The organism is Methanofollis formosanus (assembly GCF_019633745.1).
Lineage (GTDB): Archaea > Halobacteriota > Methanomicrobia > Methanomicrobiales > Methanofollaceae > Methanofollis > Methanofollis formosanus.
The window spans coordinates 1,738,948-1,755,367 of the sequence record NZ_CP037968.1 but is presented as its reverse complement, the minus strand read 5'-3'; the positions used below and the strand labels follow the sequence as shown (position 1 = coordinate 1,755,367).

Annotated in this window: 14 protein-coding genes and 1 pseudogene; 4 read left to right on the top strand and 11 right to left on the bottom strand. The window is 57.4% G+C overall.

Translation table 11 applies throughout. The features are described 5' to 3' along the window. Positions 1-92: 92 nt before the first annotated feature. The 11 genes and pseudogenes from E2N92_RS13795 to E2N92_RS07925 form a co-directional block, all read right to left on the bottom strand. Positions 93-236, bottom strand: a pseudogene (locus E2N92_RS13795) (hypothetical protein); the annotation flags it as partial. A gap of 56 nt (positions 237-292) precedes the next feature. Then, complete coding sequence (locus E2N92_RS07970) at positions 293-1,153, bottom strand: ATP-binding cassette domain-containing protein (RefSeq protein WP_220680666.1); 861 nt, start codon at positions 1,151-1,153, stop codon at positions 293-295. Continuing rightward, on the bottom strand, positions 1,146-2,096 hold the full coding sequence (locus E2N92_RS07965; protein WP_220680665.1) for an ABC transporter ATP-binding protein: 951 nt from the start codon (positions 2,094-2,096) through the stop codon (positions 1,146-1,148). Before E2N92_RS07965 ends, E2N92_RS07970 begins: the two co-directional genes overlap by 8 nt. After that, positions 2,093-2,926 (bottom strand): ABC transporter permease, encoded by an 834-nt coding sequence (locus E2N92_RS07960; RefSeq protein WP_220680664.1) that lies wholly within the window; start codon positions 2,924-2,926, stop codon positions 2,093-2,095. The genes E2N92_RS07965 and E2N92_RS07960 overlap by 4 nt, the downstream gene beginning before the upstream one ends. Beyond that, positions 2,919-3,905, bottom strand: a complete 987-nt coding sequence (locus E2N92_RS07955) for an ABC transporter permease (protein WP_220680663.1) — start codon at positions 3,903-3,905, stop codon at positions 2,919-2,921. Before E2N92_RS07955 ends, E2N92_RS07960 begins: the two co-directional genes overlap by 8 nt. Beyond that, positions 3,902-4,939: a class I SAM-dependent methyltransferase gene (locus tag E2N92_RS07950; RefSeq protein WP_220680662.1), complete on the bottom strand. Its 1,038-nt coding sequence runs from the start codon at positions 4,937-4,939 to the stop codon at positions 3,902-3,904. Before E2N92_RS07950 ends, E2N92_RS07955 begins: the two co-directional genes overlap by 4 nt. Before the next feature lies 1 nt (position 4,940). Beyond that, the gene (locus tag E2N92_RS07945) at positions 4,941-5,708 is read right to left on the bottom strand and encodes an ATP-binding protein (RefSeq protein WP_220680661.1); all 768 of its coding nucleotides are present in this window, start codon (positions 5,706-5,708) and stop codon (positions 4,941-4,943) included. A gap of 14 nt (positions 5,709-5,722) precedes the next feature. Beyond that, a complete protein-coding gene (locus E2N92_RS07940; RefSeq protein WP_220680660.1) occupies positions 5,723-7,483 on the bottom strand; it encodes an ABC transporter substrate-binding protein in 1,761 nt (586 codons plus the stop codon). An 8-nt stretch (positions 7,484-7,491) separates the two neighbouring features. After that, positions 7,492-8,445 carry a PGF-pre-PGF domain-containing protein gene (locus E2N92_RS07935; RefSeq protein WP_220680659.1) on the bottom strand — a complete coding sequence of 318 codons (954 nt, stop codon included), beginning with the start codon at positions 8,443-8,445 and terminating at the stop codon, positions 7,492-7,494. 452 nt (positions 8,446-8,897) lie between these two features. Further along, entirely contained in the window at positions 8,898-10,940 is a 2,043-nt protein-coding gene (locus tag E2N92_RS07930; RefSeq protein ID WP_220680658.1) for a sodium-translocating pyrophosphatase, read from the bottom strand. A gap of 186 nt (positions 10,941-11,126) precedes the next feature. Beyond that, a complete protein-coding gene (locus E2N92_RS07925) occupies positions 11,127-12,557 on the bottom strand; it encodes a DNA-directed DNA polymerase II small subunit (protein ID WP_220680657.1) in 1,431 nt (476 codons plus the stop codon). A gap of 654 nt (positions 12,558-13,211) precedes the next feature. Between E2N92_RS07925 and E2N92_RS07920 the strand changes: the two genes are divergently transcribed. The 4 genes from E2N92_RS07920 (at position 13,212) to E2N92_RS07905 (ending at position 16,151) form a co-directional block, all read left to right on the top strand. After that, entirely contained in the window at positions 13,212-13,643 is a 432-nt protein-coding gene (locus E2N92_RS07920) for a metal-dependent transcriptional regulator (RefSeq protein WP_220680656.1), read from the top strand. 68 nt (positions 13,644-13,711) lie between these two features. Next, positions 13,712-14,572 (top strand): metal ABC transporter solute-binding protein, Zn/Mn family, encoded by an 861-nt coding sequence (locus E2N92_RS07915; protein ID WP_220680655.1) that lies wholly within the window; start codon positions 13,712-13,714, stop codon positions 14,570-14,572. Next, on the top strand, positions 14,569-15,345 hold the full coding sequence (locus tag E2N92_RS07910; RefSeq protein ID WP_220680654.1) for a metal ABC transporter ATP-binding protein: 777 nt from the start codon (positions 14,569-14,571) through the stop codon (positions 15,343-15,345). Before E2N92_RS07915 ends, E2N92_RS07910 begins: the two co-directional genes overlap by 4 nt. After that, positions 15,342-16,151: a metal ABC transporter permease gene (locus E2N92_RS07905; RefSeq protein ID WP_220680653.1), complete on the top strand. Its 810-nt coding sequence runs from the start codon at positions 15,342-15,344 to the stop codon at positions 16,149-16,151. Before E2N92_RS07910 ends, E2N92_RS07905 begins: the two co-directional genes overlap by 4 nt. The last annotated feature ends 269 nt before the right edge of the window (positions 16,152-16,420 follow it).

Here is a 16,420-nt window from a genome sequence, read left to right as displayed (position 1 = left end):
ACCGATGGAACGGTCTTGATCGGGATGAATGTGATACTATAGGCTGGCAAGTATAGAACGCCATCGCAAAAAAAGAAATGGGGGGTTGGATCTCAGGTTCTCTTCCACCAGACGCCGGCGAAGACGGCGCCGATGCCGTATATCGCGGCAAATCTGATCATCTCCTTCCAGTTCAGTCCTGAGAGGCCGCATCCAAGGCCCGATTTCACGGCCAGGATATCGATCCCGATCAGTGTCCCGCTCGTGAGGAAGCAGGCGAATTGCTACATCATTTTAGTTATAAAAAAAATGTTTATTGGGTCAGCGATTCTGTTTCCTGGCGCTGATCAGAGATCAGATCCTGTGAAGGAGTTCTGGAGATGGAGTCGGTTTTCTCCTTGAGAAAAGTATCGAGTTCACTGTTCTGGTGGATCAGTGAGGCGGTGAAAGAGTGTTGCGGCCGGTTGAAGACCGATTCGGTCTCCCCGATCTCGACGATACGTCCGCCCGACATAACTGCCACCCGGTCGCACATGTACCTGACCACGTCGAGGTCGTGCGAGATGAAAAGGTACGTAATCCCGTACTCCGCCTGGAGATTTTTCATCAGGTGAAGAACCTGTGCCTGAACCGAGACATCGAGTGCGGACGTCGGTTCATCTGCTACGATAAATGACGGTTTCACCGCAAGCGCCCTCGCGAGCACCACCCGCTGGGTCTGTCCACCGCTCAGTTCATAGGGGTACCGGCGCAGAAATTCAGGTCCGAGCCCGACTTTTTCCATGAGTCCGAGCCGTTCCCTCTCTCTCTCCTTCCGGTCACGCACCCCCCGCCGCTTCAGGGCCTCATCGATGCACGACTCCACGGTCATACAGGGATTGAGAGAACTGGTCGGGTCCTGAAACACCATCTGCATCTTCAGGCGCAGACGTCTGAGATCCCGGTTTTTCAATGCAAAGAGATCGGTGCCTTCAAACGTGGCCGTGCCGGAATCAGGTTCGATCAACCTGAGAAGAAGTTTTCCAAGCGTCGTCTTCCCCGAACCGCTCTCGCCGATCAGGCCGAGACATTCTCCTCTGTTTATCTTGAATGACACATCGCTGACCGCCGGGGTGGCCGTCGATCCGAACAGACCTCTCCTGTAGGTTTTGTTCAGGTCTGAGACTTCAATCATGGTAGATACACCTGACATATCGATCCCTCCGGACCTCTTTCAACTGCGGATGGTCTGTCATACAACGTTCATTGCCCAATTCGCACCGGTCGCGGAAGCGGCAACCGGGCGGTACGGCAAGGAGGGACGGACTCATCCCGGGAATGGGGTGAAGCCCTCTCTGCGGCATCGACCTGAGCAAACCCCGTGTGTAGGGATGGAGCGGCGTGGAGAAGACCTCCTCCGTCGCGCCGCACTCGACGATCTCCCCGCAGTACATGACAGCGATACGATCGCAGACCCGTGCCGCCGCGGCGAGGTCGTGGGTGATGAAGAGCATGGACCGTTCGCGGCTGACATCATCCAGGAGAGCAATGATCCGATTTTTTACCGTGGTGTCGAGGCCGGTGGTAGGTTCGTCCGCGATCAAAAACGAGGGGTTCCCGGCAAGGGCCATGGCGATCATAACCCGCTCATTCATACCTCCGCTGAACTCGTGGGGATAGCAGTTGAAACGCCGTTTTGGATCGGGGATGTCCACTTCGTCGAGCAGACGTATCGCTTCGGCACGGGCCTCATCATCTGAGAGGTCGCGGTGGAGTTCGACCGCTTCGGCGATCTGCCGTCCGACGGTGACGACCGGGTTGAGCGAGGTGACCGAGTTCTGGAGGACCATGGCGATCTCTCCGCCCCGTATGCGCCGCATCTCCTCAGTGCCCGCCTCAAGGATAGACGTGCCGTTATAGAGGATCTCGCCGCTGATGAGGGTGTCTGGCTCCAGCAGGCGCATGATTGCCATGCCGAGAACGGTTTTTCCACACCCGGTCTCCCCGATCAGTCCCAATCTCTCCCCGTTCTTCACGGTGAGGTCGATGTGGTTTACCGCCCTGACCGTCTCCTGTCCGCTCCTGAACGAGACCTTCAGGCCATGTATCGTCAGTCCTTCGCCATTTGTCCCGTTCATGCTATCGCCTCGACATTTTTATGTCTGAGTCTGGGATTCAAACGGTCTTCAAGGCCGAACCCTATCATGGCAAGACCGATTGAGAGCACCGTCACCGCCAGACCCGGCGGACCGATCCACCACCACATGCCGAGGGCAAATGCACCGCTCGAATAGGCGCGGTTGATCATCTGTCCCCAGTCGATGACGGCAGCGTCGCCGATGCCCAGGAAACCGAGCCCCACCCCCATCAGCATGAACCCCTGCGCTGAAAAGACATATTTCACGATGATGAGGGGGAGGACGTTCGGGAGGATGTGGCGGGCCATGATATATGGGTTTGAGAGTCCCAGCGCTTTCGCTCCAAGGATATGATTGGTCTCTGCGAGCGAGAGCACCTGGGACCTGATCACCCTGCACGAATGGGCCCCCCCGATCACGCCCATCAACAGACTGATCACATAGATCCCTGGTGAGAGAAGAACGGTGAGGACGAGCAGGAGGGGAAAGGTGGGGATGGTCATCATCACATCGACGATTCTGGAGATCATCTCGTCTATCTTCCCCCCATAGTATCCTGCAACAATGCCGATCATCGTCCCGATCGCCACGGCGACGAGGGCGCCAAGAAACCCGATGATCAATGTCGCCCGTGTGCCGTAGATCAGGCGCGAGAGGATGTCCTGCCCGAGGTCGTTTGTCCCGAGGAGGTGGTCGGCGGAGGGTTTTGCAAGGGGCGGGCCGCTGAACTCGTCGGGGGCGTACCCGGCGACGAAGGGGGCGAAGAGAGCGAGGAGTACGGCACCGACGACGATCCCCATGCCGGCCTGGAAAAAAATCTCTCTATTCATGGGATCCCACCTGGATGCGGGGATCCGCCATGCTGTACAACAGGTCTGCGGCAAAATTTGCCACAATCACGACCAGCGTATCCATCAGAAATATTCCTTCGAGGAGGGGAAGATCTCTGGCCGAGAGGGCGTCGAAGGTGAGCAGGCCCAGGCCGGGCCAGGAGAAGATCGTCTCGATAAAGATGCTCCCGGTGATCATGTGAGCGCACTGCAGACTGACGACGGTGATCATGGGCAACATTGCGTTTTTCAGGGCGTGGTGCCTGAGAATGTTCTTCTCCTCCACCCCTTTCGCTCGTGCCGTGAGGATGTAGCCCTCGCCGAGGGTCATGAGCATCGAGTTTCTCATGAAATAATAGGTGCCAGGGATCGAGGAGACGGTCAGGACAAGGATGGGGAGGACGGCGTGATGCAGGACGTCGAGGGGGTCGATACCAGAGGTCAGGGCGTCCAGGCTGACGAATCCCCCCAGCGGAAAGAGTCCCAGGGAATAACTGAAGACCAGGATTGCCATGATCGCCCACCAGTATGACGGTACGGCCCCGATGAAGACCATCGCGTTGAGCAGACAGACGTCGGTCTTTGAACCGTTTTTCCAGCCAGAATAGGATCCGATGACGATGCCTGCAACGGCCGAGAGGACGGTCGCCGGAAGGAGGATAACCATTGTCCAGAACAGTTTTTCAGCGATGATATCAAAGACCGGTGCTCCATACTGGAAAGAATATCCCCAGTTTCCCTGGAAGATGTTGGTGATATAGAGGGCGTACTGTTCGAAGAGAGATCGGTCCAGCCCGAATTTCTCTTTGAAAAGTTCGGAGAACTCGGGGTTGATCTCGGCGATGTACGGCATGAGGGACTGGATGTAGTCACCTGGCATGAGGTGGAGCACCGCAAAGGTGATGCTCGCGCTGATCAGGAAAACAACAGCACAATATAAGATTCGTTTAAAAAAATAATAATTTTTGAAAGTATTCATACGTCTTCAGGCTTGCGTGCGGTCACGATCCGCATCGGCATCGACATTTCAGACATTGTAAATACGTTTTCGCCCTGAAGCCCTGCTTTTTCAAAGAGAGAGAAGAGTTCGCTGTTGGTCTTCATGTTCATGTGCCCCTCTCCGGTGAGGGACTCTTTGAGATCCCAGATGAGGGAAGAGAGGGGTTGTGTCCTGTCGTCGTCGATGGTGAAGGTCTGACTGACAAACAGTCCTCCTTTTTTCAGGCAGTCTGAAACATTTGAATAGAACTTCAGTGCTTCGTCCGGTGTGCCGCCAAAGGAACAGGCCTCAAAAGCGATGTCGTAATCGTCTCCGGGATCGTCGACAAGGTAGTCTCCGGTGATCGTTGAGACGCGATCTTCGAGGTCGTATTTTTTGATGAAGTCTTCGGTCACCTCGGTGATGCCGGGCTGATCGAAGATGAACACCTCAAGATCAGGGTTTTCCTGGGCCATCGCGATCCCGAAGAGCCCGTGTCCGCCGCCGAAGTCGATGAGGCGCCGTGCAGATCTGAACTCAGGGAGACCGCAGACGATCTTGAGCGTGGACTGGAGTCTGCCGAGCATGCAGCCGCGGGCGATCCACTCGATGTCTTCGCGCCCATAGTCGTGTTTGTGTGTTCCGGTTTTTTCTGCGGACCCGTTTTTCAGGAGGTCGGGAAGATCCATCCAGATCTTTCTGGACTCTCTGTTGAAGTTCAGGTACCTGGCATAGTAGGGCTCTCCCTCTACAAGGAAGGGTTTGAGTGTGGGTTTTACGACATACTCGTTCCCCGTCTTATCGAGGACTTCCATTGCCGCAAGGATGTCGAGGAGTTTTGCAGTGGCCCTGGGGGTGATGGAGAGTTCGTTGGCTACTGCGTCTGCGGTCTTTTTTTCTGCAAGATGGTTGAAGACGCCCATCTCATGGGAGGTCATGAAGATCTGGCTCGTCTCAAAGCCTCCGCAGATCTCGCGGAGAAAATGACTGTGGTCTTCGATGGGTGGCTTGAATGTTGCGAGTCTCTCTTTCATATCAGATGCCTCCTGATGCGGTCTCAATATAGTCTGCAATCTCGTCGATCTCCTGAAGGTCAAGGTCCATCTCACTGCCGTTGAGACCGACACTGGCAACCCCGGCATTCCTGGGGATGCACCCGACAATATGGGAGGGATCGAGGGATCTGGAGAGGGTCTCCCGGTTGTCGCCCTCGACTTTGTTCAGGATGAAAGAGACCGGTTTTTCGATATTCCTGCCCATTTTTTCGATCTGCGAACAGAGCAGGAGCGACTCGTACGAGGGTTCGACGACCGCCAGGATCTGATCGCATCCCTGCTCGATACCGCGGCCGAAGTGTTCGATTCCCGCTTCGGTGTCGATGAATATGTGGTCGGCATCGTTTGCGCCGATACGGTCGATGAGGTTCTTTGAGAGTGCTCCCATGGGGCAGGCACATCCTTCGCCGAATTCGTGGATCTTTCCGATGGCGATCAGTCCGATGCCGTCTTTTTTCGAGAGGTACTGATCGGGGACATCGGCAATGCTCCACGAATCTTCAAACAGGGTGATGGGTTCGCCCTTCGGCATCTTTTCCATCATTTGTTGAACAAATGCTTTTTTCCCGCCAATATATGCCATGAAGTCGTCGGGGGCTTCCAGGCCGAGCTGGCGGTGGAGGCCGAGGTTTGATTCGTCGGTGTCGATGACCAGCACGCTCTTCCCGCGCGCTGCCATCTTCTTTGCAAGGAGAGCGGTGATGGTGCTCTTCCCGCTCCCTCCTTTCCCACAGATTACGGTTTTCATAGTAGATTCTCCTGTTATTTTTCTTTTTTGACCGGCGAAACCGGTTTGATGTTCGAGAGCTGTTTGATGTCCACGACATTCCAGTACATCGGGTTCACCGACTCCCATCCGGTAAAACGGTCCGAACGGTATGCGACGATCGAGTCGATACTACAGATCGGTACGCACGGCACGTCTTTTGCGAAGATCTCCTGCATCTGATAGCCGATCTCTTTGCGTTCACTGTCGTCGGCAGTGGAGCGCAGGTCGGAGATCAACCGGTCGAACTCGGGGTTACTGTAATCGTACCAGTTCGGTTTTCCAAAGAACTCGTTCGAACCGAAGTGGGTCATATCCTCGGGGTCGTCATGCATCAGGTAGGGCATACCGGAGAAGAACATCGGGTAATTATGGACTTCCTTCTGCCACTGGCTCGAATCGATCTGCTTGATTTCCAGATCGATGCCGAGGTTCTTCCAGTCGTTCTTGAGCACCTCGGCGATCCGTGCTTCATTTCCTGAGCTCCAGATCAGGAAGGTGAGAGAGAGGTCGTTTCCGTCCGGGCCTTCGAGAATGCCGTCGTCATCGATGTCGTCGAAACCTGCCTCCTTGAGCATGGCCGCGGCTTTATCGATGTCATAGTCGTACGGCGGGATCTCGGGGTTGACATAATCATGGGCGACGCCGGGCATCAGGAACGTGGTTGTGGTCGGTGTGGCGTAGCCACCGAAGACGAGGTTGATGATGGTATCACGATCAACGGCGTGACACATTGCCTGCCTGAAACCGGTGATGTTTGCCGGATAGGTCAGGGTGTTATAACTGAGTTCTATGCCGCGGGTGTCAGGGATGGAGTACACGTTGATATCTTCCTCGCCAGCGAGGTCTGTTGCTGTTGCCGCGTCAAGATCCCCGACGACGTCGACCTCGCCTGATTTGAAGGCAAGAATCCTGGAGCCCATGTCCGGGATGACGGTGAGCACCACATTGTTCACATAGGGGACGTTGCCGTGGTAGTCGCAGTTTGCCTGCAGAAGCATTGACTGGTCTGAGACCCGATTCTTGAAGATGAACGGGCCGCACCCGATGAATTTATTGTCCTGCCAGTGGTCGGGGTCATCGACATCTGCCCAGATATGTTTGGGGATGACGCAGATGCCGGGGCAGTGGGAGATTTTGTCTCCAAACATCAGGTAGGGTTCTTTCAGGTGGTATTCGACGGTATGCTCGTCAGGACATTCGACATGGTCGACGGCCATGAGCACCGATGAGATCCATAATTTCTTGGATTTGATGTAGTCATGGGTGAATTGTATGTCTTCTGATGTGACCGGAACGCCGTCGTGCCAGGTCGCGTCTTCGGGCAGGTAGAAAGTCCAGACGGTTGCGTCGTCGGAGACGTCCCAGTCTTCCGCAAGCCAGCAGTCGTAGACGCCTTCATAACTATTTCTGGTGATCAGGCCCTCGTACATCAGGGAACCGGTCGGTGCCCCACCCTTCTTGAGGATGTTGCCCTGCATGAGATCGCCTGCCGATGAGACCGGGATAATGACCTTCCCATAGGGTATGCGTATGCAGTTATGGGCGGCAAGGGAGAGACTTTCCCGGTCAAGGGACTCTGTGTCCAGGTCAAGATAGGATGCCTCCATGTAGGGGATGATCGCCTGCGAGAGTTCTTCGTCTGATACCGTAGTGTCTCCGTCCAGATCGCCGGGGATCCCTGCCGCCGATGCACCGGGAACAAGGACCATGGCGGCCAGGAAGAGGCATGAAAAAATGTATTTCAAAGATTTCATCATGATGGTCACTCCTTCTTCTCCTCAGGTCTGTCTTCACGCCTGCGGTACAGGAGATAGCCCACAACGCCACAGATTACGAGGAGTGTCAGCAGTCCCGGGACCAGCAGTCCAGAAGAATTTTTATCTGTGTTTGCGGTTTTGAGGTCGGGTCTGGACTGTTGTTTCGGTGTTGCGATGGTGACAGGTTTTTTTGCTTCGTCTTTCTCCACGGCGGCAGAGGTGGTTGTGGCGCCTCTCTCGATCGCTGTGCCGGTGATCGCAAAGGTGGAAAAACCGGGGGAGACGGCGGTGTACACCGGATTGATCCCGTGTTTCCCCGAACGGTTTGTGGGGAGCGCCGTCCATGTCGAGTTGTAGCGCATCAGAACGATCGATGACGGTTCAATCCAGTTTTGATCCATCCAGGAGACGTTCACCTCGAAGGTGATCGCGGCCCTGGTGATGTTGCCGGTGTCGTGGCCCGAGGGTGTGATGTTCAGGTAGGTGTATGGAACGCCTTCAGGGGAAGGGAGGTCTGACGGTTGTGAGATCTTTCTGACACTGAGATTCACGTCTTCGAGGGTACGATTTCCTGAGAGACGGATTCCGGTCACAACCCCGTCGTTGTGAGTGAAGGGGTGACCTTTCGTTTCATCTTTCGAGAAGAGCAGAATGTTGTCTGAAGTGTTTTCGATACGATTTTCATAAGTTTCCCAGGTGCTGGTGCCTCCACCGTCGCTCCCGGCGATCATAATCGAAGTCTCGGGAACGGTGCCGTTGGTGCAGTTGAGTACATCGTCCCACTCCCCGGTAATGACCCCACTGCGTGGGCCTATCCGCACATGGTAGACGATCTCTGCATCGTTTATTACCGAGAAAACGATATTTGACCCTGAGATTTTACTCCGGTCTTCAGGATGATCGGTGCCGGTAAAAGTCCACCCGGACGGGATGGTCTCGACGATTCCCCCTGTTTTCATATCTGAGATGGAGAGTATCACCTCGATCTCAGTGCCTGCGGGGGGGCAGGTGTCTGAAACCTCTCTGATAACAGGGTGCTCCCCCGCACTGGTTGGGCATATGATGAGAGCGACCATAAAGATGAGCATGGTGAGATATATGCTCCATTTTGGGCATTTTTTTTGGTACAAAATGGCAGATTCATAACACGAACCCATGGAATCAAATTCACACCGTGAATTAATAAATATTCCTATTTTAGTCTTAATTTTTGTTTCAAATTATTTTTTATCTCTTAAATAGTCTAATATTAAAAATATTTCGTAATATGTTCGTTTCCATCGGTAACTGGGCAGCATCCCGCCCCCCCTGCCCTGTCGCGATGAGAGAATTTCATAGCGTATGCTTGAGGTACGCTCTCGGCTCACGCCTGATATTATAATGCTTAAAATCTCGAAAAAAAGAAAAAAAATTAGAGGAAGATCGGTGCAAAGACGACGGCCACGATGGACATCAACTTGAGCAGGATGTTGATGGCCGGGCCTGAGGTGTCCTTGAACGGGTCGCCGACGGTGTCACCGGTGACACCGGCCTTGTGAGCGTCGGAACCCTTGCCGCCGTAGTTGCCCTGTTCGATGTACTTCTTGGCATTGTCCCAGGCACCACCGGCATTGGCCATGGTGATGGCGAGCATGAACCCTGAGACCAGGGACCCTGCGAGCAGACCGCCGAGGGCGCCCTTGCCGAGCACGACGCCGACGAGGATCGGGGCGACGATGGCGAGGAGACCGGGTGCGATCATCTCTTTCAGAGCCGAGTGGGTGGAGATGGCGATGCAGGACTCATAGTCCGGGTCTGCCTTGCCTTCCATCAGGCCCTTGATCTCCTTGAACTGACGGCGGACCTCGACGACGATCTCGTAGGCCGCACGCCCCACGGCCATCATGGTCATGGAGGAGAAGAGGAACGGGAGCATCGCACCGATGATCAGGCCGATGAAGACCGGGGTGTCAAGGATGTCGATGGCGATGGTCTCGCCGACCGGGCTAACCGCGTGGGCGTACGCCGAGAAGAGCGCGAGCGCCGTGAGTGCCGCGGAACCGATGGCAAAGCCCTTGCCGATGGCGGCGGTGGTGTTGCCGACGGCGTCGAGGGTGTCGGTGATCTCACGGACTTCAGGAGCCTGGTGGGACATCTCGGCGATACCGCCGGCATTGTCGGCCACCGGGCCGTAAGCGTCGACCGCGAGGGAGATACCCAGGGTGGCGAGCATGCCGACGGCCGCAATGGCGATGCCGTACAGCCCGGCGAACTGGTAGGCGAAGAAGATCGCGATGGCGATGATGATCACCGGGAAGAGCGTGGACTCCATCCCCTTCGCAAACCCGGTGATGATGTTGGTCGCAGACCCGGTCTGACAGGACTTTGCGATCTCGAGGGTGGGGTTGCGCTCGAAGGAGGTGTAGTACTCGGTGATCTGGCCGATGAGGAACCCGGCGATGAGGCCGGCGATGGTGGCGACGAAGACGCCGAAGCCGTACTCCCCGAGGAGCATATTGGTGATGAAGTAGGTGGCGACCACCACGAGGGCGAGCGCGACAAGAAGGCCCTTGTTGAAGGCCATGTGAATGGCGCTCGACTCGGCCCGGTTCGTCCTGACGAAGAAGGAACCGATGATGGAGGCGAGGATCCCGACCGAGGCGATGATGACCGGGAGCAGAATGACGTTCATCTGGTCGATGTTCGGGAAGGCGACTGCGGCGGTTGCAGCGCCGAGGAGCATCGTCGCGATGATGGAGCCGACATATGACTCGTAAAGGTCTGCGCCCATCCCGGCGATGTCGCCGACATTGTCACCGACGTTGTCTGCAATGACGGCCGGGTTTCTGGGGTCGTCCTCAGGGATGCCCGCCTCGACCTTACCGACGAGGTCGGCACCGACGTCAGCGGCCTTGGTGAAGATACCGCCGCCGACACGGGCGAAGAGGGCGATCGAAGACGCACCCAGGGAGAACCCTGCGAGGATGTTCACGATCTGGGCCTGTTCCATCCCGGGCATGAAGGTGGTGAGCCCGATGAAGGAGACGGAGAGTCCGAAGAGACCGAGACCGACGACAGACATACCCATGACGCTGCCGCTCGCGAAAGAGACCTTGAAAGCCTCGGCGATGCCGCGACGGGCGGCGTTGGTCGTCCTGCCGTTGGCGTTCGTTGCGGTGAACATGCCGATGTAGCCCGCGGTTGCCGAGAGCACGGCACCGAGCACAAAACAACCCGCAGTGAGCGCGCCGTCGGGCAGTATCGCCGCTATGACGATGGCTAACACCACGACGAACACAGCGATGGCCTTGTACTGCCTGTTAAGGTAGACCATGGCCCCGTTGTGGATCGCCGCGGTGATCTTTTTCATGACCTCGGTGCCCTCGCCTTCCTTTTTGACTCTCATAAAGGAGTAACCTGCAAAAAGGAGGCCCAGAAGAGCACACAGAGGTGCCAGATACACGATTGGATCCATGTTTTTTCTATCCTCCGAGCGATGATTGTTCCATCAAAACCCGGTTGCTGTTCCTCTATGTATCTGATGTTTCAATGATAAAAAGAGAGCGATTTTATTGGTATGGCCGTTCGGCGATCCTGTCCTGACCGACGACTCGAGGCCAATTTCTGCCAGTATGCAACTATTTTCCGGCGCCGTGCCGGTTCAGGACGGTGTGCCTGAAAAATCGAAGACCTCGGGCTCCAGAGTCTGGAGGTCGAGGACGACCGCCAGTGCGGGGGTGGGCACCACGTTCATCTGTTTCTGGAAGGCGGTCTGGGACTGCCAGGTGCCGGCGTTGACCATCAGGACGCCCCGGTAGCGTTTTATCCCGGAGATGTGGACGTGGCCGGTGTGGAGTACCTCGGGTACCGGGTTGATGACGAGGTGGTCGGTCCTCCCGGGTGCGATGGGAGTCCGCATCCCGTAGGTCGGGGCGAGGTGGCGGCGCTTCAGCATCTCTTCCATGATCTCTTCGGGGTGGCGGTACGACGCCCCCGGGATCATCCCGATCATGTCGTCATAGGATCGGCCATGGTACATCAGCACGCGCACCCCCTGGAGACTGACCATGGCCGGGTTCTCGACCCAGATGCAGTTCGGCGGGTACCCTTCCCTGAATTCCGGCGGGATGGCGGGCTGGGGTTCCGCCCCCCGCACCACGTCGTGGTTGCCTGGTGAGAGGACGATCTTGATCCTATGCGGGAGGGCGGCGAGCATCTCGCCGAAGGCGCGGTATTGCCCGTAGATGTTGGTGATAACCAGTTCCTTGTCCTGGTTGGGATAGATACCGATCCCGTCGACGATGTCGCCGGCGACGAGGAGGTAGCCGATGTCGTCCTGGTCGGAGAGCCAGTCGGCAAAACGGTGCCAGGCGTCTTCAAGGAAGGTGTCGGAACCGACGTGGACGTCGGAGATCAAAACTGCCTTGCCCGGGCGATCTGAACGGAAGGGTGCGTTGTTGATCGGGATGTCGGGCCTGATCAGGGTGTCGGCAAAGAAGATGTTGCCGTCGTTGGAAAGTTTGCCCTTGACCCCGATCACCTCGTCGGGGAGGAGTTTTTCGGCTTCTTCGAAACCGTCCCTGGACCGGTTGAAGAGCACCCGCATCGTGGCGGTCGGGTCTTCGAGTTCCACGATCTTGTTGCCTTTGGCGCTGTTCCGGATCTCGGCGACCATCCCGGTGAACGAAGCTTCGTCCTCCCGGTATCGTCCGTTTCTCCCCAGGGCTTCGATCGGGACCGGCTGGATCCGGCCCCGCATGACGGCCGAGAGTTTGGTGTACCGGTCTTTGAAGTAGTTGACATACTCCTCGAATTCCCTGATCCCCTTGGCCGTGTTTTCTTTGCCCTGGAGGACCTCGATCTCGGGATCTGCCAGGAATCGGATCCCGTCGCGCAGTTTTTTTGGTGTCTGGACAGGAGGTGTGGAGGGTATCGAGGAGCGGTCTATCACAAAGGAGTTGGGCGGTGCTCCGGCGATGATCCGATCGATGAGCGCGGGGTCGCCCTGTTCCTTTATGTAGTCCACCACGTCCTGGGTGACCTGAAAGGAGGCGTCCAGGAACCTGGCGACGATCTCCTCGTCGCAGAGCATTGGTGATCTGTTGGGGATGCAGGGTGATCAATTCTTTGCATGAAGCAGATCACGGCACCACCCCCGTGGCACCGATATGAGGAAAGCGATCAGAGATCCCATTCTCTGTCCAATCTGCATCCCAGGGGTCCGGGGGCAGCGCTCCCGGCGTGAGCATGAGGGAAGGCGATGGCTTCGGTTCACAGGGGGTTGAAGTGATGAATAGAGGATGGTTTACCATGAAAATGACCCTGACGATCATCTCTTCAGGTTTGCATGAGAGTTTGAACTTTTCATATCACTTTGAAGCCGATACGCAGAGGATAGAAAATTCTTCTGATGGATCGGCCGCCCCCATCGTCGAGATTCCTCTGGCATCTCGCGCCGGGGGGCGTTGCCCCCCGGACCACCCACGACGAAGATAGGTGGGGGCGGCGATGGAACACGATCCCCCCCGATTCTCCTCTCTTGAAAAGAGAGAGAGCACGTGACGAGAATTTTTCATCCCGTATGCTTGAATCCAACGTTTATGCCCGATTCTACAGAGCCCAATGTTTGGAATAGAGCAATTTGGTTCAGGGAGGGTTCAATCCCTGCGACATTTTTGGGGTCTGATCATCTCCCGAATTTGGCGTGGGGGAAAATTTTATTCTGACCAGACCGGAGTATGATGGTATGGAGGAGATCGACGGCTCTGAACTCCCTGCCAGGAAGGCCGAATTTCTCAAAGCAGTCTATCGAATGGGAGGAGTTGTCCGCACCAACGACCTCGCCGCGGACCTCGGGGTCTCTCCCTCGACCGCGACGAAGGCGGCGGCGGTCCTGGCGGATGCGGGGTACCTGGAACACACGCGCTATCGGGGGGTCTCCCTTACTGGAAAAGGGGAAGAATATGCCCGGTTCCTGGTCAGAAGGCACCGGATCGTCTCTCTTGCCCTGAGCCGTTTCGGGCTCTCCTCAGAGGAGGCATGCCTGGAGGCGAGGAAGATCGAGGCCTGTGTATCCAGGGAACTCGTCGACCGGATCTGCGCGTCCCTCGGTCACCCGATGATGAGTTGCTGCGGCCCCATTGAGCACGACCGTTCTTGCTGTCCTGACGAGCCCTGAGCCGCGGAAGGCGTATATAGGGCGCCCGCGATATTTGGTTACACACCAAATTTCTGGAGGAATCTCAGATGCCAGAGGCGCGATATGGGGGGCAGGCGCTCTGTGGTGCAGTGCTTGTCCTGTCTTTTATTCTTGTTGCAGGTTGCCTGGGGGAGGGAGAGGCCGGTGCAGACGGAAAGGTGCTGGTCGCCGTGACCATCCCGCCGCAGGCAGAATTTGTGGAAGCCGTCGGCGGCGACCGTGTGGACGCGATGATCCTCGTCGGCCCGGGCGAGAACCCGCACACCTATGAACCGACGCCCGGTCAACTTGCCAGACTCGGCGAGGCGGCGATGTATGCCAAGGTCGGATCGGGTGTGGAGGTCGAGAACGCCTGGATGGAGAAGATTGCCGGATTGAATCCGGACATGCTTGTCGTCGACTGTTCTGAAGGGATCGAGATCGTCGACGGCGACCCGCACATCTGGCTCTCTCCAAGAAATGCCGCCACGATGGTCGCGAATATCTGCGACGGACTGATTGCAGTCGATCCCGAGGGGAAGCCGATCTATGAGGCGAACCGGGACCGGTATCTCGCCGAACTCCATGCCCTCGACACGGAGATCGTTGCGTCCCTCGACGGCCGGGAGGGGAAGGCAGTCCTCGTCTATCACCCGGCATGGGGATACTTTGCCCGGGACTATGGGCTGAAGATCGTCCCGATCGAGGATGAGGGCAAGGAACCGACTCCCCAGGGGTTGCAGCATCTCATCGCTCAGGCGCGGGCGGAAAATATCAGCGTCGTCTTCGCCTCGCCAGAACAGTCCACGCGGAGTGCCGAGGTGGTCGCCGGGGAAATCAACGGGTCGGTCGTCCTGGTCAGTCCCCTGGAGAAAGGATATATCGAGAACATGCGGCATGTGGCCGGGGCATTCGCAGGGTCGCCATGAAAAGGGCACCGGTCATCGAACTCTCGGGGGTCACGGTCGACCTCGGCGGGAAGCGGGTCCTTGAAGATGTCAGTCTTACGGTCGAGGAGGGCGACTTCTACGCGGTCATCGGACCGAACGGCGGCGGAAAGTCCACCCTCCTCAAGACGGTCCTCGGCCTGGTCAGACTGGCGGCCGGAGACGTGAAGGTGCTGGGAGGCCGCCCGCAGGAACGTCGTCATCTTCTCGGGTATGTCCCGCAGTACCGCACCTTCGACTTCTCGTACCCGGTGACCGTCGGGGAGATGGTACTCTCCGGGCGGCTCGGTCATCTGCAGGGTTTCCCGAGACGCTACGGGCGGAAAGATCATGAGATGGCTGACGAGGCCCTCGAGTTGATGGGGATCGCCGACCTCGCGGGCCGGGAGATCAGTCGGCTCTCGGGCGGGCAGCAGCAGCGGGCGATCATCGCCAGGGCCCTTGCCGCCGGGCCCAGGGTGCTGATCCTCGACGAACCGACGGTCTACATCGACTCGCCCACCGAGGACCACTTCATGAAGACCTTGGACACCCTCCGCGAGCAGATGACCATTGTCTTCGTCACTCACGACATCGGCGTCCTCTCCTCCCGGGTGACGAAGGTTGCCTGTCTCAACAGGCGGCTGTACACTCACGAATCTCCCGAACTCACGTCCGACATGATCGAGGCGGCTTACGGGTGCCCGGTCGACCTCATCGCCCATGGCGTTCCTCATCGCGTCTTTCCGGAGCATCGGCAGGAGGGGCGGCGATGATCGATATCTTTGCCTACGAGTTCTTCAGAAACGCCCTGCTGGTCGGGTTGCTTGCCAGCGTGGCGTGCGGCGTGATCGGGACCTATGTCGTCGTCAAGAGGATGGTAGCCCTCGCGGGCGGGGTCTCGCACGCGGCCTTCGGCGGGATCGGGCTCGGCTATTTCCTGGGGATCGAACCCCTCCTCGGCGCCGGCGTCTTCACGGTGGCCGCCGCCCTGGGCATGGGCGAACTCTCCCTGCGTCGTCACCAGCATCTCGACACCCTTGTCGGTGCGCTCTGGTCTGCAGGGATGGCGCTCGGAATCCTCTTCGTCTATCTGGCACCAGGCTCCGCCCCCGACCTCTTCGGCTATCTCTTCGGGAACATCCTCCTGGTTCCTTCAGACGAGGTGCTGGTGATGGCCCTCCTCGATCTCCTCATCCTCGGGACGGTCTTCCTGCAGTACCACGAGTTCTTCGCCGTCACCTTCGACGAGGAGTACGCACGGGTGATGAACCTCCCGGTCGAGCGGATCTATCTTCTCCTCCTGGTGCTCATCGCCCTGAACGTGGTGATGCTCATTCAGGTCGTCGGGATCATCCTGGTCATCGCCCTCCTCACCCTTCCGGCCGCGATCGCCCGGGAGTTCACCGCAAGGCTCTGGAAGATGATGGGCCTCGCCGTCCTCCTGGGTGCCGTCTTCACGACCGGCGGGATCGTGCTCTCATCGCTCCTCGACGTGCCGTCGGGAGCGACGGTAATTCTCCTCGGTGTCGTTGCTTACGGGATGGTGATGGGCGGCAAGGCTCTCACATCTTCGTCGTGAGGGTATGGATCGTCTGGTGGGGCGGCTATTTCCCCGAAAAAATATCCGTCCAGAGCATTTCTGCAGATTTCACTCCAGAAGATCGCTTCAAAGCCGAATTTTCGGCTGTGTAGAAAACTCTCACCCATTCTGGGTGTGAGCGTAACTCAACCGCCTTTCCTGCCCGATCTTCATCCAAGGGGTCAGTGGGCGGCGCTCCCGGCACCGATGTTTGGGAAGGCGTGATGATCCGATGTGCCGCTCATAGTGTAGAATCTTCACTGCCGTCT